Below are 19,107 nucleotides of genomic sequence, written 5' to 3'. Positions count from 1 at the left end.
AGAATAAAATGATTCATATCCAAAAAGTCGAAAAAGGAGGCAAGCATGGCAACATTTGTGCTGGTGCACGGGGGATGGCATGGAGGCTGGTGCTGGCAGAAGGTCATCCCTTTCTTAGAAGCTGCTGGCCATGAGGTGTATGCACCCAGCCTCACTGGCCTGGCTGAGCGTGCATTCGAGCTTTCACCCGAGGTCGGATTAGATACCCATATCCAGGATATCGTCGGCTTGCTGGAGGAAAAGAATCTGCATGGGGTCATCCTGGTGGGTCACAGTTATGGCGGGATGGTAATCACCAGCGTGGTTGATCAGGTGCCGGAGCGCATTGCGCACCTGGTCTATCTGGATACCTTCGTGCCACGTGATGGCGAATCGATGGCCGATATCTCGCCGATGGTCATCCGTCTGCTCCGCAAACAAGCACAGGCCCACGGTGATGGCTACAGAGTCGATCCTCAAGGCACCTACGGGATGACGACAGAGCCAGATCTCAGCTGGGTGCGCAGATCGGTGACGCCACAACCCCTGAAGACGTTCGAGCAACCTCTTCATCTGAAGAATCCAGCGATCGTGTCAACGAAACCCCGTACGCACATTGACTGCACCGGCGGTGGTTTCTTCTTCTCACTCATGCGACATCTCGTGGCGCGAAGAGCGCTTCCTCCAACGGAAGCGGGGTGGCGTCTGCGACAGTTGCCAACCGGCCATGATGCGATGATCACGATGCCGCGAGAATTGGCCGGTCTCCTTCTGGAAGTTGTTTGACAAAAGGTGCGATTTCACCCATGTTATGGCAAAAATCGTGCAGCATATTCTGGCAGTGCCTCTAGGTCAGAAGCCAGTTTAGAGTAAGCAAACATTAAATTGATTCAAACGATTTTGTAGCATATCCTGGCAGTGAATCGAATTTGTGAATCATAATGCGGCAGTGAATATGTTTGCCTGAATTCACTTTGTAAAACAGAACTCAGAAGCCAGATTCACTGCCATATTATGGGTAATTCGGCGGATTATGGTTCACAAAGAACTTGAGCCAACGCCACGGCGTCAGTGTGGACATGTTCAGCAATACGTTGTAGGCATTACCCTGAGCTGATCACCCTATTGGGAACGGAGCGGCTCCTTCGGCAAACTCGCCCGCGTAGGAACGTTCGTGTAACTCCGTGAGTGTTGCTCCCGCTTGCCAGGCTGCCAGGAATGTTTCCGGGTTCACCATGACCCCGAGGGGATTGGAACTTGTCTGGAGCGCGCGCAGTGCTTCCAGACCCTTGCGCAAGTCGGGTCCATAGTTGTCGATTTGGAGCTCAAGCATATTGTTGTCAGGATCTCGGTAATAGAACGATGTATTCGGACCATGATTCATCGCCATGTACGGCAGCAGGCTCTTGTGCTTCAAACGCTGGTACACCCGCATGAGATCGTCAAGGCTGTAGATAAATGCTACATGATGCATGCCCGCGCTGGTGAGCACCTGCTCGGTGCATGTGGGATCGTGAAAGAGGACCAGGCGATGGTGAGCCAGATCGAAGGTGTAAAAAACCGCGGTGCCCTCCACTTCGAGGACCGGGTGGACGCCGAGGAAGGTGCGATAGAACTCTCGCATCTCCAGAAACCTGGCAGTTTTAAACGCAATGTGATGCAGTTGCGTGGGAGGAATGCCTGCCTCGTCGAGGCGGTCTTCCTCATTCTGTGGAGTTCCCATCATCTGTCTTGACATAACATATTTCCTTTGCTTGTTTGGATTTTCCTGCGCAACGTTAGGTGCCAAAAGGGGGTTCCGGTATTTTTTCCTCCCAAAATCCCCGCTAAGACGCACGGTTTGGAGGAGGACGTGCGACACGAGGCCGTATGAATAGCTGTGAGACTTGAATGAACAGGATTTCACCTGGGGTTCTGCCCCCAGTACCCTACCAAGACATGCGGTTGGAGTAATCCGGTGGTGTGAAGCTCTTGGAACAATGGATGCCTCGCTTGCAAAAGCGGTAGTGAACCCGCGAGGAGTTCACTACGACTGCTAGCATCAAAGCGGTCGGGAACTAGGGTTGGATCGTATGGTTAACAGATGTGAACTGCTCAAAACGTCGTCACCGAAAACAAGCCAAAGATGCTGATAGGCTTGAGCCAAAAGGCAGTGTGGATTGGTCCAGGGGGTGTCCCCTTACCCTGGCGCAGACGCTGTATCCACCGGCGCAGAGGCAGAACCTACTCGATCCGGGTATGCATACGGAACGTGGTAAACCCGTAGTCCTCCCGAAAGGGACAGCCAACCGCAAGGACGGCCCATGGGAGTGCGGGCAAAGGAAAACGGAGAAAGCGAAAGCCACCTGTAATGGGGTGGATAGGGATGACGTCAAAAGACAACATGATCCCGCGCGAAAGCGAGCAGACTTCCGTTTGGTCTTTCTTGACGAGAAAACTTGATTAACGAACACAGGAGGCAAAGCAGATGACAGCGAACACGTTTGCTGGTGCAGCCTCCCACAACGAGGTGAAATGGCGCCAGATCAATTGGACAGCCGTTCACCGCAATGTGCGTCGGCTCCAAGCGCGTATCGTCAAGGCAACACAGGAAGGCAAACGGGGCAAGGTGAAAGCCCTGCAACGCTTGTTAACCCACTCGTTCAGTGGCAAAGCGCTTGCCGTCAGACGAGTGACGGAAAACCAAGGCAAGAACACTCCTGGAGTAGATAAAGACATCTGGAATGCTCCAGAAAAGAAGGCAAAGGCCATACAATCGCTCAAGCAACGAGGCTATCATCCTCAACCGCTGAAGCGGGTGTATATTCCAAAAAGCAACAACAAACTGAGGCCCCTGTCAATTCCGATAAGGGCAGCACACTGCCTCTCTTTCCAGGCGATGTTCGGGATTTCATGTGTCCTCCTCCTGGTGGATCAAATCTTCCGATCCACCATCATAGTATTACTTTACCACAGGCTGCTTCCCCCTTTGAGCTTGGTGCCGCTTCCACTTCCGCTTGATGGGCTTGCGTAGCGCGGAGATGATCTCAGGGGTGAGCGTGACCCAGCGCGGTCCCAGAGGGGTAGAACGAACGCTTTCCAACCGCCCCGTCTTACACCACTCGGCAATGGTCGAGACATCCACGTTGAGCAATTCCGCAGCCGCTCGCGCCGAGTAGCGCCCGTCTCCCCGCTGCCCAGTTGGAGCTGCCCTCGGACGTTCTGGACATCCGGTAGGAATGTGATAGGCATAGCGAATCCACTCGATTTTGCTCGTCGTAAACGAGCCTCCCATTCCAGCTCGCTCTCCTTCCTCATTGAGCTTGGCTGCAATCTGCGCATTGGTATGGGGCGGCGACAACTCTCGTACGCGAGCTACCACCTCTTGGCTGGTTTGACGTTCCTCCCACGATTTTTTGTGACGTGGGATGGCTAGGCGCGTGAGGGCCTCGGTTTGCCAACGAATAGCTACATCGATGACGTTGCCACGCTTAGAGAGCGTCACATCCTTGATCAACCATCGCAACAGTTGTTTGCGCTGGGCAAAGGTCGTTGTCGGAGCGGTCAATCCCTCCCAGCAGGTGGTCCTTTCCCCACGCCGAGTCGATCTGGATGATTTCCTTTCCTGGAGCCAACAGCATCTTTGCTTGACGGACGCGGTTGTGTTGGAAGCTACCACCAATGCTTGGCATCTCTGTGACCAGCTCCGTCCCCTGGTTTCCTCTGTAACAGTCGCTCATCCCAACCTTGTGAAACTCATTACCACTGCTCGCGTCAAAACCGATGCGCGCGATACGCTGCACCTGGCGCGACTCCTGGCCGCAGGTCTCATTCCTGTGGTGTGGATTCCTCCCCAGGACGTGCGTGAGCTGCGAGGTCTCATCGCGCACCGCGCTCGTTTGATTCGTCAGCGTACGCGGGCCAAGAACCGGTTACGCAGCACCTTACATCGTTACAACATCGCTCCACCAGCCGCAGGGCTCTTTCTTCGGGCTCAGCGCCCCTGGTGGGAGAACCTTTCCCTCTCAGCGGTTGAGAAGCTACGCATCCGCCAGGATTTGAGCTTGTTAGAGAGCTTAGAGCCATTGATTGGAGAAGTGGAAACAGAACTGACTCGCTTAAGTGGGACCGAGCCGTGGGCGAGTCAGGTGGTTTTTCTGCTCCAGGTGCCCGGCATTGGGGTCATCAATGCCCTCATTCTCCTAGCCGCTATCGGAGATATTATGCGCTTTCCCAGCGCGAAACAACTCGTGGGATATGCTGGTCTGGGAGCGAGTGTCCACGCTTGCAGTCCAGACCTACCAAACCGGGCATATTACCAAACAGGGGCGAAGGGACATGCGGGCTGCATTAGTCGAAGCAGCCTGGATGGCGGTTGAGCACCATCCTCATTGGAAAGACCAGTTTGAGCGACTGGCGATGCGGATCGGCAAGAAGAAAGCCATTGTAGCTATTGCACGCAAGCTGCTCGTGATCATCTGGCATGTGCTTTCCAAACAGGAAGCTGATCGGCATGCTGACCAGGCGATGGTCACACGGGCGATTATGGAATGGGCGCGAAACAAATCGACCGCGACGCGACAAGGGCTTTCTCGTGTCGAATTTGTGCGCCGCGAGCTGGATCGGCTCGGGATCGGAGCTCATATGGACAGCTTCATCTTCAATGGTCGGACCTATCACTTACCCGCATCGACTCGTTCCGGTTGAGCCCGCCCAAGTAGACCATCAAAGAGGTTTTTCATCTGGAAGGCCCCAGAGCCTTTTCGGGGTCAGAGAGATTTTTGCGTGTTTTTCTGGTTTTCTTTCTACTTGACAAGGGTACTTCATCGGTCTCTGCAAAGATCGATCACTGGACCTATTTCTTCTCGAATCAGTGATGCGCTGAGTGACGAAGATGCCTCCCCGATTCGCGGCAGCGCATTTGGCGGCAGCTTCTACTGTACTGGATGGGCAGGGGGCGATGTGGAAGATGATGTGGTATCCAGATCAGCAAAGTATTCGAGTAATAGGTGATGGGTGAAGCTATAGCCTCCTCCAACGCGCCTCAACAGTATACGAGCTGTAGCGTCCTCAAAAAAGGGGGTAGCCCTCCAGGGGAACAGGCGCAGATACCAGAGAAAGATACGGAGGATGATGCGTCGAATGACGATGCCCCATCCGAAGACCAGTCCAATGAGGAGTCCGGCAACCCCTCCTATGGTGAGACCAGCCTCCCATCCCCACCCGATATGTCCTCCGTTCTGTTTCACATCGCGTAGTGTCCAGGCAGCCCACCGCACATCGGGGTCCGAAAACATTACTGTGGGGTCCGATGCCTGCTTGACGACCGTATCGCTAATATTTTTGCTATCGATTTGTGGTCCGAAGACGAGCACCAGGAGCAGCCCGATGGCGAGCGCCATTACCAACCCTGCGAGCAACCACGTATGATTGATGGACAAATGCCGCCTGTTTTCAGATCGTGGTGCTTTTTTCCAGGCTGGTTCAAATAGGTTGTCCAGTTTTCCGACGATGGTTATTCCCATCAGGATTGATCCAGCCACTAGCCCGGCAATCGGTTCCATGAGCAGCCCGCAGAGCCACCCGAAGAGGAGACCCAAAAGCAGCCCAATGATCAGCCTGGCACACCAACGATAGATGATGGCGGATGGGCGAGGAAGAGCATCTGGTTGCAGATCTTCGGGAGAAAAGATGGTGAGGTTGTGCTTCTGCATGTATCGGGCAAGCCACCCAAGCCAGGTAGTAGTGCGGTCGAAGGGATAGTGTGTAGCATCTCCCTTGTGCTGGACCATGTGCTGGACATACGCCGTCCAGATCTGTTTCTGGAGTTCTGATGCTTTGTGTGAAAGCTGTCGCACGGTTGTTCCATGATACGTTAAGATGAGGATTTGGAGCATCAGGGGTGTGGTCGCCAGCGTTGCCAATGCGGGATTCTTCTTGAGAGTGGTTCGTAACGCCGCCAGTGGCTTGCCCAGTGTGGTCAGGTAGGTATCCACCTGCACTCGTGAGAGCGGTTGCACCACCACCGCTGTATGAAGCATGAGCTTCTCTTGTGTTGCCGCATGATCATACTCACTGGTCCGACTACAGACAATCAGAGGGGACATGTGATCACGATGGTAGGCATTGATGGCAGCAATGCAGGTAGGACGCGCAGCCTCCTCCATTTCGTCAAGTCCATCAAGCAAGGGGAGCACGAGTCCGGCCTGAATCCATCGCTGACTCACGTTCCGAGAAATATCGTAGACAGATGCGAATTGCTCAATCATCCAGTTCTGCAACGGTGGACGGTGGGTCGCCCAGGTGGAGAGTGGTAAGTACACAGGCAAGGGGTGATCGTGCTCCCGCTCGGCCTGCTTAATGAGATGGTGTGCTAATTCGAGCAGCAACGTCGATTTGCCTGCTCCTGGCTCTCCCAGGACAAGGAATTCCTGCTGTGCGAGATTGTAGGCATCGACAATGGAGGTATGAAGAGGAAGCGCTTGGTCAGCCTGTTCTGGGAGACGCAGCGCGAGAAGAGCTTCATTGTGAATGGCAGTAGGTCTCTCTACCAATCCGAGTTCGATCTGGACCGCTCCCTGTAAGGACTGAGAGCGTATCTGTTTATAGCGTACAGAAAGTCGTCGGATTATATGCTTACGCTCTCGTAGCGTAATGGCACCAGCGATGGCTTTCTCCAGAAAGCTTCTGTGACTGATGGTCCAGAAGAGCGCGGTCAGAAAGACCAAGCCCCCACAGACCAAAAGGGTGATAGGCCAATCCGTCATCAAGACGCTCAAGGGGGAATCGTTAGGAAACATCCCTTTTGGTGTGGTGAGCCAGGTCGATGCGACATTGACGGCCAGAGATAAGACGACTGAGGTGAGAAGGAAGGCAGTAATCTTCCACAAGAAACGACAAAGCCAAAGCCACCATGGCACCATATCCTCGTGGTTCACAGAAGAAGTGTCTCCTTGCTGTTGCCAGGACATAAAGTACATTCCTTCCTGTCCAATCATTTCCTACAGTATAGAACGCAAACTAATCTCTAGCAACAAATGAGCCTGCAGTCTAGCACGAATTCATGGTATGCTCCACTTGTGGTAATAAGCGCGACGAGTAGACAGATTTTAGGGTGAAGAGTGATCAATCGGTGTATGACTTTGCGTCATCGTCACTTCAGCGCGGTAGCGACTTCGTGTCCATCTCATCCAGGAGAGGGAAGAGAGAACGTGGAGGAAAGGGGTAGAATCAGCACAGAAACTAGTTTCGAGACTCCTCATCTTGGAGGAAGAAAATGATGGAAGAAGAATGGATGCGCGATCGCGCTCGCTTGCGCGATGTGCTGATGCGCTACCCCGATTGGAGGGTGCAGGACTACGCCCAGGCCGTCGGACGGTCGATCAGTTGGGTCAAGAAATGGCGCAAACGCTTGCGCCAGGCCGATCCCCATGATCTACAGGTCCTCTTGTCCCGCTCACGTGCCCATCACGCTCCGTATCCGTCCTGGGACCCACGTGTGGAGGAGCGCATCGTCGAGATGCGCCAGACTCCTCCAGAGCATCTTCATCGCGTGCCAGGACCACGCGCTTTGTTGTACTATCTGCAGCGTGATCCAGAGTTGCAAGCCTTGCACGTGCTTTTGCCGCGCTCAACGCGCACCGTGTGGAAGATGTTGCACAAACATGGTTGCATCCTGGAGCACCTCACGCCCAAGAAGCAGCCTCTGGAGTCAAGAGCGCCGCTCGAAGAGATCCAGATGGACTTTAAAGATGTCAGCACGGTTCCCAGCAGTGAAAGTCAGGAAGGGAAGCGGCAACACATTGTGGAGGTGTGCAACTTTATCGATGCTGGCACCTCGGTGCTGCTTTGCGCTCAAGCCCGGGAAGATTTCCATGCGCAAACCGCGATGCAAACTGTCATCGGCTTCTTGCGTGAGCATGGTCGACCGCCGATGATGTCCTTTGACCGCGATCCCAGGTGGGTTGGAAGCAGCAGCGGACGGGATTTTCCCTCTGCCCTTCGTCGCTTGCTGCTCTGTCTGGGCATCCAGCCCAATGTGTGCCCGCCTCACCGACCAGACAAAAATGCGTTTGTCGAGCGGTATCACAAGAGTTACGGGCAAGAGTGTCTGCACGTCCAACGCCCCGGTACCTTGCAAGAGGTTCGAGAGGTCACCGAAGCCTTCATCCAGCACTACAATTGGGAAAGGCCACACCAGGGGTGCGCTTGTCGCAACGTTCCGCCACGGGTGGCCTTCCCAACGTTGCCGACGTTGCCTGCGCTTCCGCAGATGGTGGACCCCGATGCCTGGCTTCAAGCCATCGAGGGACAGATCTTCGTTCGTAAAGTGGGAGCAGATGGGTGTGTGAACGTGGATCTGGCCCCCTACTACATCAGTCAGCAGGTCGCAGGGCAATACATGGCCCTACAGGTGGTGGCGAGCGAGCGAACATTTCTGGTCTGGCATGGCCCCACCATGCTCAAAACAGTGCCCATCAAACATCTCTACGGGCAACAGATGCCCTTGGAAGACTATTTCGCCCTCATGATGCAGGAAGCCCTGGCCGAGGAGCGTCGCCTCTCGGCGAGCGAGCGCCATTTTCGGCAACTGGCGCTCTGGTGAAGCGGAGCTTGGACGACGAACACAACGGAGACGTTCTCTGACCTGTTCAGCTCTGCGGCTGAACGGTTGGAGCCGTATGGCCAGCGACGTCCTCTGCACATCACTTCCCACCACGTCCACACTCTCTCAACCTCAACCATCCACACTCTTTTTTCCGCTTTTCATGAGCAGGGACATATCATGTTCAGGTCTGTTGCTTCTCTTCCCTGATGTGGTTTCAATGAGGCTACTTGGTTGGGGAGACGATGACGCAAAGTCATACAATCGGCGCGAAGAATGATCACTGGTGATGTAGCCGCCTGGAAAACCGCTAGAGAAGCGGATTGCGGCCCAACGTTTTTGTAAATTCGAGAGGTCAGCGCGGAGTACATCCCAGGCCAAATCATTACCAGGGAGGTCCAGTGTTGGTGAATGGCCTAAGATATGCTTGCCCTTGAGCATAAAGCCATTCCTTCTTGAGCTGGAAAAAGCCATTCGCCCTCATCTTGTTAGAGCTGTCTCTTCAGTTGGCAACTCTAAGGAGGAACCTGACACTAGGTGTCAGGTTCCTCCCTCTATAGTCTTGGCAGGGAAACATATCGAGCGATGAAGCACAGTAATGATGTTCCTACAAGGCTAAAAAAGGGGGCTAGTAATATGAAAGACGAGATCCTAGCGTTTTACCGTAAACAGAGTCCAATTACCCAACCTGGGAAATACGTTGCCTTCTACAAAGATCTTCCAGAGGGCATTGAAGCCCTCTGCACGATTGTTCAAGGTCTGATCATCCACTATGCCTGTGGTGATTTGTATGGCTGCCAGATAACGGCAGAGCGCGAACGCGAGCTAGATACGCGCTACGTGGAGCTGATGTTGGCGCGGATGCTTGGGCTAGATGCGCGTCCTTTGAGTGAGGCAAGAAAGCCGCAGCAGCGCTTGGTAGGGTGTTGCCGGGACTTCTCGGTGCTGCTCTGCTCAATGCTTCGCTATCAGGGAGTTCCCGCACGCGTTCGTATGGGCTTTGCCGGCTATATCAGTCCCTGGCCGGGCTTCTTTGTCGATCACGTAGTTGTGGAATACTGGCACGAGGGACGCTGGCGCATGGTTGATCCTCAGATGGACGCCCTCTTGATCAAGCATAATGGCATTGATTTCGATGTGCGGGATATGCCCAATGGGCGTTTCTTGACAGGCGGCGTGGCGTGGTGGCGCTGTCGCATCGGTGAGGTGAAGCCAGAGGCCTTTGGCATTCATCCTGAGAACCAAGAGATACGTGGCTGGTGGTTGGTACGTGACAAAGTGTTGCAGGATCTTGCTGCCCTCAACAAGGGTGAAATGCTTTGCTGGGACGCGTGGGGCATGATGCTGAGGAAAGAATTTAGCAATGAGGAAGCCCACCTGCTTGATAGCATCGCTGACCTGACTGAGAACAGTGACATAGCCTTCGCGGAACTGAAGCATTGTTTTACGCAGAACGCTTATGTGCGCCTGGATGGTCATGTGTGCAGCAGTAGTCCAGCACTGGGGTTTCACGAAGTTCTGCTTACGCTCTAGCGTGAGGATACGAAGAGGGGCGTTTTTGTCTTTTGTAAGAACGTCCTTCTCTCACCTTGCGCTTGTGATGATTTGGCGGGGGATTGTACTCTGCGCTGACCTCCCGAATTTACAAAAACGTTGGGCCGCAATCCGCTTCTCTAGCGGTTTTCCAGGCGGCTACATCACCAGTGATCATTGGGCTTTGCCCACAGTAGGAACAGAAAGTTGGAATAGAAAAACAGTCCAAAGAGGCTATCCAGGAGGGTAGACGAAGGTCCTGACGATTTTGTGCAGGAACGCAATTTGCTCTATTGCATGGCCTTGAACGACGTCAGTTGTCGTTCAAGGCCATGTGGCGTTGTTGGCCCTTGAGTATGAATGGAACGAAAACAACGCTAAGTGATAGGACGGCTTCCCTGGCTCATTTTCATATGGTAGCGAACGAGCTAGGAAACCAGGGCTGCTTTTTCAGTCAGGCCACGGTCGCTAGTCCACCGTCAAGCTCATCAATCACGAAGATGGTGAGCCACATTTCTCCGATGAACGCTCAGGAGTTCTCTCCATTCAGCTTGTTTGAGCGTTCCTGGGCAAAATATGCACGCAAGCCGTCCAGAAACAGTGACAATCCTGTTTCAAACTGTGTGGAAGCCCAGGGAGATGAGTAAAGTGCAGGGGTGTGAAGAAAAGCAGCAACGTTGGGAAAGCGTTCTTTATCGAGAGAAAGCCTCAAGGCAGGCAGATGTTTCTCGTCCGCGTCAGATGCAAGAGAAAAGGGATGGGCTTGTACTTCAAAGGCATTGCCCAGAACATAGTTCTGGAGCGTTATTATTCCTATGGCGGCCTCGTTTCCATCAAAGCCAGCATGCCGCAGCACATTCAGTGCCCATTCGAAACCCTCGAAGAACGTGCACCGCGACGGATCGGCTTCCGCCACGATTCGTGCTCCATCGCGGTGCGCAAGCATTATGTTGCGCAACTGGCGGGCATATATGGTCAGCCAATCAGCCCAGTCCTGGTCTGGCTCTGGCTCGTGCAGTTCAGCAAAGAAATCAGTCAGCATCAGTTCGGCCATACAGTTAAGCAGTTCTTGCTTGTTCTTAAAGTGCCAGTACAACGACGGGTTTTGAATATCCAGGTGCGCAGCAAGACGACGTATGGTCAAACTGTCCAACCCAACCTCATCCACTAAATGCAGAGCGGCACGCGCCACTGTTTCACGTTGTAACGGCATTTCTGGTCTCCTTCTTTTCGTGTCTTGCCTTTGTTCTGCCCAGGCACCCCTGGTCAGAGATATCTATCGCGCTTCTGCCAGGGATGCCCTTGCGAGTAAAGAGAAGAGGCAAATATCTTAGTTGGTACGAGAGCGGGATTGGCTGCGTACCAACCGGGATATTTGTCTCAATGATGGTGTTAGGCCAAAAATTCGCGGGCGAAGATGCGTAGCGGTTCCAGTTCGAGCACATTGGTGAAGATAATGATGAGTTCCTGGACACCGGCTTGTTCCAGAGCTTCGAGCGCGTAACTTCTTGCGGTTCCCGCACGTAGCACATCTACAAGAGCAGGGATTGCGAGACCAACGTGTTCCCCGAATTGGAGGATGTCTTCAATATTCTTCTGATTCATCATCAACAGGGCATTATTGATCAGCTTGGCCATCTGCCCTGAACCCGCCGATCCCATGTACGCGACTTTCTTTGAAAACGTTTCAAACACAGGGCGACAGCGTTCCGCCACCTCAGGCTCTCCTCCAACCATCGTCAGAAGCTGCTTCGCAACTGCAGCTGGATGGCCGCCGCTGACCGGGGCGTCGATCACGTTGACCTGGTATTCAGACGCGATGGTGGTGAGTTCGGCGGCAAACGCGGGGAGACCTGTCCCATGGTTGACCAGCACAGATCCCGGCTTCATGTTCGCCAAAAGGCCACCGTCAAGGGCAACGTGCCGGATATCGGAGTCTTCGGTGAGGCAGAGCCCCACCACGTCACTCGCTGCCGCCATCTCACTGAGAGTGTCATAGGCTTGATACTTCACTCCTGTCAGCGCTTCGAGCGACTGTGGACGTCGCGCCCATACATGCAGCTCATAGCCAGCTTCAGCAATGGCGCGTGCGATCGGAGCTCCCTGGTCCCCGAAGCCCACGAAGCCAATTGTCATGGTCATGTTCGTTCGCATAGTGCTCATGGCATTTCCTTTCCTTCAGTCAGAAAGAGGTCAATTGGAGAGAGGAACAGCAGTATCAGGCAAGGAGGCGCAATGATGCTTCCCAGAGGCGATCAGCGTTCTCGGCATTGAGAGCGTAGGGTGCCACGCCACTCGCGTAGCCATTGCCATTCGTCACCACGAGAGCCTCGTTGCAGTCCTCGAAGTATCGTCCACTCACGCCCTGAAGGAGCGGCGATGTGGCCAGTAAAACAGAAGTGGCCGCCCCCTGCTGTGGCGTTTTCCGTCGCTCTGGTGGGGTCCGCAGACCTCCGACGTAACGCTGGAGGTTGGTGGCGATCGCCCCTGGCATCAAGGCATTGGTGGTAATACCATCGCTTGCCCAGCGAGTAGTGGCTCCGACTGCAAAGAGGATGGTCGCAGTTTTGGACTGTCCATACGCAATCCATGGATCATAGGGGCGGAAGGCAAAGTGCAGATCGTCGAAAATCACTGGTGAGATCAGATGTCCAGAGGAACTGACCATGACAATGCGTGCGTTCCCCGTAGCGGCCAGTGCGTTGTGAAGACCGAGGGCCAGGGCAAAGTGTCCCAGGGAATTGGTGGCGAACTGCATTTCCCAGCCCTCAGGTGTATGTTGTTCTGGCATGGCCATGACACCAGCGTTATTGATGAGGACATCCAGTGGTCTGTTCCACCCGGCAACAAACTCGGCGATTGATGCTCGATCAGCTATGTCGAGCCAGGCGACATGAACATGCTGGTTCCCCGTGGTGGCGATGATGTCTGCTGCAGCCTGCTCCCCTGCGTCGGTATTTCGCACAGCGAGCGTCACCTCGGCTCCAATGTGGGCCAGCGTTCGTGCCGTTTCCAAGCCGATCCCCGATGCCCCTCCGGTAATCACCACCTGTTTGCCTGACAAATCAATGCCTTCTGCCACTTCATCAGCAGTAGAGGAAAATCCAAAAGGCGTCGTAATACGTTCCATAATCGTTCCTTTCGTTCGCTATGTAAGCTTTGCGGCAATACGATGATTTTCTTCAGTTATGCGCTGGGCCGCCTCGGTATCTCCCCGTTCCAAAGCATCCCAATAGGCAACTTTTCCCTCAAGATACTGTTTTCTGATTTGTAAGCGCTCGATCTGGCATTCGAGTTCTTTGGCATGAGTATGAAAGAGTTCCTTTTGTTGTGTAGCGCCCTGCGTTCCTTTCTCGAGCAATTGCAGATACGTTCGCATATCTTCTATGGAGAGACCACTGGCGCGAAGGCAAGCAAGTGCATTGACCACACGCACGGTATCGGCAGGGTACCGTCTGTGACCGCTACTTGGATCCCTCGGAACAGGTTGTATGAGGCCAATCTTCTCGTAGTATCGAAGCGTAGGCTCAGGCAGACCACTCTGATGAGACAATTCTTGAATCGTGAATGATTCCGACTTTGACATGGTTGGTGCAATTCTCATGGCTCTAGTATAGAGAACTTAAAGCGCTTTAAGTCAAGAGATCAAAGTCGCCGCGCTGCATCAGCCGCACTTGCAAGCTGATGGCGTCACCACACGCACCTGCATCCCGATCCTATTTTCCAGTTCTGAGCGGGGCAAACGAACAGCGAGCAGGCAAACCAGCATGCTACCCGCCTATTGAGAACAGTGCGGGAGGTTTCCTCATGCCTGATCCTGGCGTTCTGTGGCTTCATTGCTTACCTCTCTGTTTCTCTCTATCTATCCAGGGACTTGACAGAGAAGTTCTCGTGGGAAGGGTGACCGTAAAGGTCGAGCCTTTCCCAACGGCGCTGTCCACCATGATGGTTCCCCCATGAGCCTTGACAATCTCGGCCACAATGTAGAGCCCCATGCCCAGGCCAGGGATCGCTCTCTGCCGGGGACCCGAGACCCGATAGAACCGATCAAAAATCTTGTCGCACTGCTCGCGCGGGATGCCCAGACCATGATCGCGTACACGGATCATGACGATCTCAGCGGAGGCGGAGAGATCCATCTCGACCGTCTCGGCATCGGGAGAATACTTGATGGCATTGCTGAGCAGATTGGTGAAGGCCTGCCAGAGTCGATCTTTATCCCCGACCAATGAGCAGGGGACCGCGCCACGTACCACAATGGTATGCGTCGGAGAGAGTTGTTGCATGGTGTCGGCCACCTCATGAAGCAACGCATCAAGATCGACCGTCTCCTGCAGATACTCCAGCCTGCCCGCCTGGATCTTGGAGACATCCAGTAACTCGCCAATCAGGCGTTCAAGTTGCTTGACAGGTCCCTCCACCCGGGAAAGGAGGGCGGCAGCCTCGTGATGGGTTTGCTTTTCCAGGCGCTTTCGCACCAGTTGGGTCTGCATCTTTAAGGAGGCAAGCGGGTTCCTGAGCTCATGGCTGGCCATGCTGATAAAGCTATCCTTGCGTTGTTCGAGCTCCTTGCGGGCCGAGTTATCCAGTATAAAGGCGATCCCCTGGAACGGGTGATGCTGTAAGACGACCCCGCACACGAGCACGGGAAGGCGGCTGCCATCTTTACACACGTACTCTTTCTCATACGTGATCGACTGCTGGGCGGCCAGTTCCTGATGGGCCTGCCGGGTCCGAGCCAGATACTCTGGAAGTGTCATGCGCATCCAGTTCAGACGCCCAGCTCGCAAGTCTTCGCGAGTATAGCCAGTCATGTGCAGAAACGTGTCGTTGGCGTCCACAATCTGCTCCCCTTCGATGATATTGATCCCGATCATGTTGGAGTTCATCAGGACGCTCGCGCGCTTCTGACTCTGGCGCAAGGCTTCCTCGGTGCGCTTCTGCTCCTCAATATCGGTGCTGGTGCCAAACCACTTGACGATCTGGCCTGCTTCATCGCGCATTGGCACCCCGCGAGTTAAAAACCAGCGATACTCCCCGGTCTGGCCATTTCTGAGACGCCCTTCGTGCTCATACATTGCTCCCGTGTCCAGGGCATGCTGCCAGCGAGCTTGTCTGTCTTCACGATCATCAGGATGGAAGAACGGGAGCTGAGCCCAGCGGTCGCTTTGGATCTGCTCAAGCGTCAACCCGGTGTAGTCACACCAATGCTGGTTTGTGTACTCGTGTTGGCCGTCGGGTCGTGCCACCCACACCACCTGTGGCACCGTTTCGGCCAGCAAACGAAATCGTTCTTCACTCTCTTTCAGCTTTTGCTCCGCCCGTTTCTGCTCCTCAATGTCGGTGCTGGTGCCAAACCATTTGATGATCTGGCCTGTTTCATCACGCACCGGGAGGGCGCGGACCAAGAACCAGCGATATGTCCCAGTCATGCCATGGCGCAGGCGCTGTTCTGTTTCAAAGGGCATGCCTGTTTTCCTGGACATCTGCCAGGCGTCCTGGATACGTTGCCGGTCATCGGGATGGAGGCACTGGATCCACCCATCACCCTGTGCTTGTTCGATGCTCAAGCTGGTATAGTCGAGCCAGCGTTGATTACAATAGTCGAGATAGCCGTCCGGTCGTATGGTCCAGACTTGCTGGGGGATCGCATCAACCAGGGCATGGAGTTCCGCTTCGGCGCGTTTGCGCGCGGTGATATCCCGGCCTGCGTAGATGAGGTACTCGACGTGTCCGTCTGCATCCAGATGCGGGGTCATCGTCACTGTAAGGTCCAGATACCACCCCTCTTGAGGGTGTATCCTGGCCTCAAAGTGCACGCTTTTCCCCCGGCTGGCTTGTTCAATCGCAGTGTGTAATTGCTGCTGGACCGCCGGATCATACGACCACCAGGGGGTTTCGATGAATGGTTTGCCGACTACCTCTTCTCGCTGGCAGAGTGAGTCTGCTAAGGGACGTTGATTGATTTCCAGGACCAGCCCCTCAGGGGTTAAGACTGCCATCCGGTCAGAGACGCTCTCCAGCAGGTTCAGATATTTCTGTTCACTCTGACGAAGGGCATCCTGGAACCGCTTCGGTTCCGTGTTTTCCTGGAACAAAACCGCGAGGCCCACTCCGGTGGGCAAGAGCTGTGCATGGAACCAGGTCTGGGTCACCGGGGAACGATATTCCACTTCGGTCCATTTCCGCGTCTGCCTGGCCCTGAGCACAGCCTGATAGAGCGCGGTGCTCACCAGGTGGGGAGCGCCACTCCACAGAGGCTTGCCACAGACGTCCTCTCGTGTGGCTCCGGTGAGCGTCTGCGCGCTCACATTGGCATAGACAATTGTCGCGGCGTCATCAATGATAAACAAGGCACCAGGAAGCGTCTCAAGAAGTGTGATGAGCGTCTCACTCGAGGAAGGGGTGAGGCGCCTGATCTGCTTTGTATCCGACATAGTGCGATAGATGTCCCTTTCACATGTATGTCCCCATCCCTGGGAGCGAAGATGCGTACCTGCTCTGACCTCAAGAAGTCTCTTGAAATGATGTGATAGCTTCGAGAAGGAAGTAAACTGTACAATTGGATGCCAGTAAAATTGCTCGTCCACCTGGCGATCATGTGGACATCCCGCGCCCTCGCGAACGCATCGGCATACGTGGGTCCACATGAGGCAAGCAGATCCGCTTACCGCAAAACGACCCCAATGTATCGCCAGGACCACCCTATGCCCCTGACACCAGCAGTTCAGCGACCGATTGCAACAGTGTTTCCAGTTCAAAGGGTTTCCCCAGCGTTCTGAGATGCTCTTTGCCGCGGGCTTCTCGTGGTACATCCGCACTCATCAGGAGAACAGGGATGTGCGCCCACTTTTCCTGGCTCCTCAGCCAGCCCACCAGTTCCAGACCGTTCATCCCAGGGAGATGATAATCCAGCAGCACTAACGTGGGAATAATCGTTTGCAGGGTGGTCAGTGCCATCTCTCCACTCAGGACATGCTGCGCCTCATAGGTTTCCTGCTGGAGGGCTTCCAGCAGGAGATCGCCCAGGAGAGGATCATCGTCGACGATGAGAATATGTATGCGGTACACCTGTTCACATCCTGCCTGCTGGCTCTTGTCCATCGCTCTTCCTCACTCTCTGCCTCGGGAGATCTCGCCCCGCGAGGTGGTAAGGGGGAACGTGAGGTGAAAGGTTGAGCCTTTTCCCTTCTCGCTTTCGACCCGAATCGTCCCCCCATGATGCTTGACAATCTCCGCGACAATATACAAACCCATCCCGAGCCCTGGAAAGGCGCGCTGCTGGAGCGAGACTGCCCGGTAAAACCGTTCAAAGACCCTCCCTTGTAGCTCTCGTGGGATGCCAATCCCCTGATCGCGCACACTGATCGTGGCTGCCGAGGCTTCGGTGGTGAGCACCACGTCGATCAGCGGGGCATCGGGGGCATATTTGATGGCATTGCTGAGCACATTCTAGAAGACTTGTGCGAGCCGATCGCGATCTCCGTCCACGATAGCGGGAGATGCAGCATGTTGGACCACAATGGTATGGGTTGTGTGCATCCCCTGAACCACGTCCACCACGTCCTCAAGCATCTCGTCCAGATCGACCGTGTCTTGAGCATATTCCAGTGTCCCGGTCTGGATATGCGAGATATCGAGTAACTCGTCGACCAGGCGGGTGATAGCATTGAGCTGTGCGTCTATGCGCGCACACACCACCTCCATATTGGGAAGGTCTTGTTTCCCGAGCTTCTTGCGCAAGAGTTGCGTTTGCAGCTTCAAGGAGGCAAGGGGCGTCTTCAGTTCATGGCTGACCATGCCCAAAAAGGCATCTTTGCGCTGTTCCAACTCCCGGCGGGCGGAATTATCCAGCACAAAGCCGATCGCTTGGTGTGGGTGATGCTGGAAGAGGACCCCGCCCACAAGCACCGGAAGGCGACTGCCATCTTTACACACGTACTCTTTCTCATATGTTATCGCCTGCTGGATGGCAAGTTCCTGATGGGCTTGCTGGGTGCGAGCCAGATAGTCTGGGTGCGTCATGTGCAACCAGTTCATGTTCCCGGCTCGCAGGTCTTCGCGGGTATAGCTGGTCATGCACAGAAAGGTGTCGTTGGCGTCCACGATTTGCTCACCTTCGATGATATTGATCCCAATAATGTTGGAGTTCACCAGGGCGCTCGCGCGCTCCTGGCTCTCTCGTAAGGCTTCCTCCGTCTGTTTCTGGTCATCGATATCTGTGCAGTTGCCCAACCACTGGACTATTTGCCCTGCTTTATTGCGAAGTGGCACATGCTGTGAGAAGAACCAGCGATACGTTCCTGTATGTCCATCCCTGAGGCGATACTCAAACTTGTAGGGTTCACCCCTTATAAATGCCTGGCGCTGCAGTTCCAGGACACGCTCTTTATCCTCAGGATGGAGGTTTTGAAGCCAGATCTCTTTCTCAGAGGGGGAGTCTGCGTGGGGCAGCATTCGCTGCCTATCCTGAATGGGTTGGCAGTCATCACGCTGCTGACGCGCAAACCCCTTCTGTTCTCCAGCGTGTTGAGACAGTGGATGGCTATAGTCGCGCCAGCGTTGATTCGTGTAGATGAGAGAGCCATCAGGCTGCATGAGCCAGACAAATTGGGGCAGGGCATCCATGAATGTATAGCACTCTTCTTTTATACCTTGATAATCCGTTTTTCTAATTCTATGAGTCATGATATTCTTTCCCATCTCACGTGCCTCCATCCCTGAAGAATCTCTCCTGCTTTGATTGGGCAAATGGTGTCATTTATCACCTATCGTCAAGCGTTTTTCCTGACGAATGATCGCAGACTCGGAGTATACTAGAAGAGCAAAGGGAAAGTCATGGGTAGAAGGAGACATTCTCAGGGAGAAGGAACAATTGGCACCCGGCCTGAAAGGTATATTACTTTGTTGACGTCCTTTGTTGGCGAACGCGAATACGCAGGGGCAGAGGCAACGAGGAAAAACGATCCCACCGCAACGAGTCATAGGGGGAACGTGTTGACCTCCTTCCT

Annotated in this window: 17 protein-coding genes and 1 pseudogene; 6 read left to right on the top strand and 12 right to left on the bottom strand. The window is 54.4% G+C overall.

The annotated features are described in order from the left end of the window. The first annotated feature begins 45 nt into the window (after positions 1-45). Positions 46-765 (top strand): alpha/beta fold hydrolase, encoded by a 720-nt coding sequence (locus KRAC_RS00890; protein ID WP_007903766.1) that lies wholly within the window; start codon positions 46-48, stop codon positions 763-765. Between the two features lie 331 nt (positions 766-1,096). Here KRAC_RS00890 and KRAC_RS00885 read toward each other — a convergent pair whose 3' ends face one another. Beyond that, the gene (locus KRAC_RS00885) at positions 1,097-1,717 is read right to left on the bottom strand and encodes a VOC family protein (RefSeq protein ID WP_007903765.1); all 621 of its coding nucleotides are present in this window, start codon (positions 1,715-1,717) and stop codon (positions 1,097-1,099) included. Between the two features lie 729 nt (positions 1,718-2,446). On the opposite strand from KRAC_RS00885, the pseudogene KRAC_RS00875 reads away from it, so the two are divergent. Then, positions 2,447-2,860 (top strand): annotated as a pseudogene (locus KRAC_RS00875) (reverse transcriptase N-terminal domain-containing protein); the annotation flags it as partial. A gap of 60 nt (positions 2,861-2,920) precedes the next feature. Here the strand turns inward: KRAC_RS00875 and KRAC_RS64980 are convergent. Next, on the bottom strand, positions 2,921-3,526 hold the full coding sequence (locus tag KRAC_RS64980) for a hypothetical protein (protein ID WP_211221227.1): 606 nt from the start codon (positions 3,524-3,526) through the stop codon (positions 2,921-2,923). Between KRAC_RS64980 and KRAC_RS00870 the strand changes: the two genes are divergently transcribed. Then, positions 3,468-4,337 (top strand): IS110 family RNA-guided transposase, encoded by an 870-nt coding sequence (locus KRAC_RS00870; RefSeq protein ID WP_157506246.1) that lies wholly within the window; start codon positions 3,468-3,470, stop codon positions 4,335-4,337. The genes KRAC_RS64980 and KRAC_RS00870 overlap by 59 nt on opposite strands. Beyond that, positions 4,297-4,665, top strand: a complete 369-nt coding sequence (locus tag KRAC_RS78020) for an IS110 family transposase (protein WP_075164130.1) — start codon at positions 4,297-4,299, stop codon at positions 4,663-4,665. The genes KRAC_RS00870 and KRAC_RS78020 overlap by 41 nt, the downstream gene beginning before the upstream one ends. A 227-nt stretch (positions 4,666-4,892) precedes the next feature. Here KRAC_RS78020 and KRAC_RS00865 read toward each other — a convergent pair whose 3' ends face one another. Further along, complete coding sequence (locus KRAC_RS00865; protein WP_157506245.1) at positions 4,893-6,896, bottom strand: NACHT domain-containing protein; 2,004 nt, start codon at positions 6,894-6,896, stop codon at positions 4,893-4,895. Positions 6,897-7,234: 338 nt separating this feature from the next. Between KRAC_RS00865 and KRAC_RS00860 the strand changes: the two genes are divergently transcribed. After that, on the top strand, positions 7,235-8,563 hold the full coding sequence (locus tag KRAC_RS00860; protein WP_007903757.1) for an integrase core domain-containing protein: 1,329 nt from the start codon (positions 7,235-7,237) through the stop codon (positions 8,561-8,563). Positions 8,564-8,695: 132 nt separating this feature from the next. Here KRAC_RS00860 and KRAC_RS00855 read toward each other — a convergent pair whose 3' ends face one another. After that, positions 8,696-9,004 (bottom strand): hypothetical protein, encoded by a 309-nt coding sequence (locus tag KRAC_RS00855; RefSeq protein ID WP_007903753.1) that lies wholly within the window; start codon positions 9,002-9,004, stop codon positions 8,696-8,698. Positions 9,005-9,199: 195 nt separating this feature from the next. On the opposite strand from KRAC_RS00855, the gene KRAC_RS00850 reads away from it, so the two are divergent. Then, entirely contained in the window at positions 9,200-10,096 is an 897-nt protein-coding gene (locus KRAC_RS00850; protein ID WP_007903752.1) for a transglutaminase-like domain-containing protein, read from the top strand. Between the two features lie 529 nt (positions 10,097-10,625). On the opposite strand, the gene KRAC_RS00845 is transcribed toward KRAC_RS00850, so the two are convergent. The 8 genes from KRAC_RS00845 to KRAC_RS00810 form a co-directional block, all read right to left on the bottom strand. Further along, on the bottom strand, positions 10,626-11,309 hold the full coding sequence (locus KRAC_RS00845; RefSeq protein WP_007903751.1) for a TetR/AcrR family transcriptional regulator C-terminal domain-containing protein: 684 nt from the start codon (positions 11,307-11,309) through the stop codon (positions 10,626-10,628). Between the two features lie 179 nt (positions 11,310-11,488). Next, positions 11,489-12,259: an NAD(P)-dependent oxidoreductase gene (locus KRAC_RS00840; protein WP_157506244.1), complete on the bottom strand. Its 771-nt coding sequence runs from the start codon at positions 12,257-12,259 to the stop codon at positions 11,489-11,491. Positions 12,260-12,314: 55 nt separating this feature from the next. Then, on the bottom strand, positions 12,315-13,226 hold the full coding sequence (locus tag KRAC_RS00835; RefSeq protein ID WP_007903749.1) for an SDR family NAD(P)-dependent oxidoreductase: 912 nt from the start codon (positions 13,224-13,226) through the stop codon (positions 12,315-12,317). An 18-nt stretch (positions 13,227-13,244) separates the two neighbouring features. Beyond that, on the bottom strand, positions 13,245-13,682 hold the full coding sequence (locus KRAC_RS00830; protein ID WP_007903748.1) for a MerR family transcriptional regulator: 438 nt from the start codon (positions 13,680-13,682) through the stop codon (positions 13,245-13,247). 247 nt (positions 13,683-13,929) lie between these two features. Then, the gene (locus KRAC_RS00825; protein ID WP_040441678.1) at positions 13,930-16,533 is read right to left on the bottom strand and encodes a PAS domain S-box protein; all 2,604 of its coding nucleotides are present in this window, start codon (positions 16,531-16,533) and stop codon (positions 13,930-13,932) included. Positions 16,534-16,801: 268 nt separating this feature from the next. Further along, entirely contained in the window at positions 16,802-17,200 is a 399-nt protein-coding gene (locus tag KRAC_RS00820) for a response regulator (protein ID WP_007903746.1), read from the bottom strand. 9 nt (positions 17,201-17,209) lie between these two features. Continuing rightward, positions 17,210-17,545: an ATP-binding protein gene (locus tag KRAC_RS78985; RefSeq protein ID WP_040441677.1), complete on the bottom strand. Its 336-nt coding sequence runs from the start codon at positions 17,543-17,545 to the stop codon at positions 17,210-17,212. Between the two features lie 3 nt (positions 17,546-17,548). After that, complete coding sequence (locus KRAC_RS00810) at positions 17,549-18,724, bottom strand: PAS domain-containing protein (RefSeq protein WP_338010096.1); 1,176 nt, start codon at positions 18,722-18,724, stop codon at positions 17,549-17,551. Between the last annotated feature and the right edge of the window lie 383 nt (positions 18,725-19,107).

It is taken from the genome of Ktedonobacter racemifer DSM 44963, from assembly GCF_000178855.1.
Classification (GTDB): domain Bacteria; phylum Chloroflexota; class Ktedonobacteria; order Ktedonobacterales; family Ktedonobacteraceae; genus Ktedonobacter; species Ktedonobacter racemifer.
This window is presented reverse-complemented; position numbering and strand designations above follow the sequence as displayed.

Bases quoted from the DNA above. Each gene is read 5' to 3' on its own strand.
- KRAC_RS00890 (WP_007903766.1), top strand. From the start codon at position 46: ATGGCAACATTTGTGCTGGTGCACGGGGGATGGCATGGAGGCTGGTGC.
- KRAC_RS00885 (WP_007903765.1), bottom strand. From the start codon at position 1,717: ATGTCAAGACAGATGATGGGAACTCCACAGAATGAGGAAGACCGCCTC.
- KRAC_RS78020 (WP_075164130.1), top strand. From the start codon at position 4,297: ATGCGGGCTGCATTAGTCGAAGCAGCCTGGATGGCGGTTGAGCACCAT.
- KRAC_RS00860 (WP_007903757.1), top strand. From the start codon at position 7,235: ATGATGGAAGAAGAATGGATGCGCGATCGCGCTCGCTTGCGCGATGTG.
- KRAC_RS00855 (WP_007903753.1), bottom strand. From the start codon at position 9,004: ATGCTCAAGGGCAAGCATATCTTAGGCCATTCACCAACACTGGACCTC.
- KRAC_RS00850 (WP_007903752.1), top strand. From the start codon at position 9,200: ATGAAAGACGAGATCCTAGCGTTTTACCGTAAACAGAGTCCAATTACC.
- KRAC_RS00845 (WP_007903751.1), bottom strand. From the start codon at position 11,309: ATGCCGTTACAACGTGAAACAGTGGCGCGTGCCGCTCTGCATTTAGTG.
- KRAC_RS00840 (WP_157506244.1), bottom strand. From the start codon at position 12,259: ATGAGCACTATGCGAACGAACATGACCATGACAATTGGCTTCGTGGGC.
- KRAC_RS00835 (WP_007903749.1), bottom strand. From the start codon at position 13,226: ATGGAACGTATTACGACGCCTTTTGGATTTTCCTCTACTGCTGATGAA.
- KRAC_RS00830 (WP_007903748.1), bottom strand. From the start codon at position 13,682: ATGTCAAAGTCGGAATCATTCACGATTCAAGAATTGTCTCATCAGAGT.
- KRAC_RS00825 (WP_040441678.1), bottom strand. From the start codon at position 16,533: ATGTCGGATACAAAGCAGATCAGGCGCCTCACCCCTTCCTCGAGTGAG.
- KRAC_RS00820 (WP_007903746.1), bottom strand. From the start codon at position 17,200: ATGGACAAGAGCCAGCAGGCAGGATGTGAACAGGTGTACCGCATACAT.
- KRAC_RS00810 (WP_338010096.1), bottom strand. From the start codon at position 18,724: ATGGATGCCCTGCCCCAATTTGTCTGGCTCATGCAGCCTGATGGCTCT.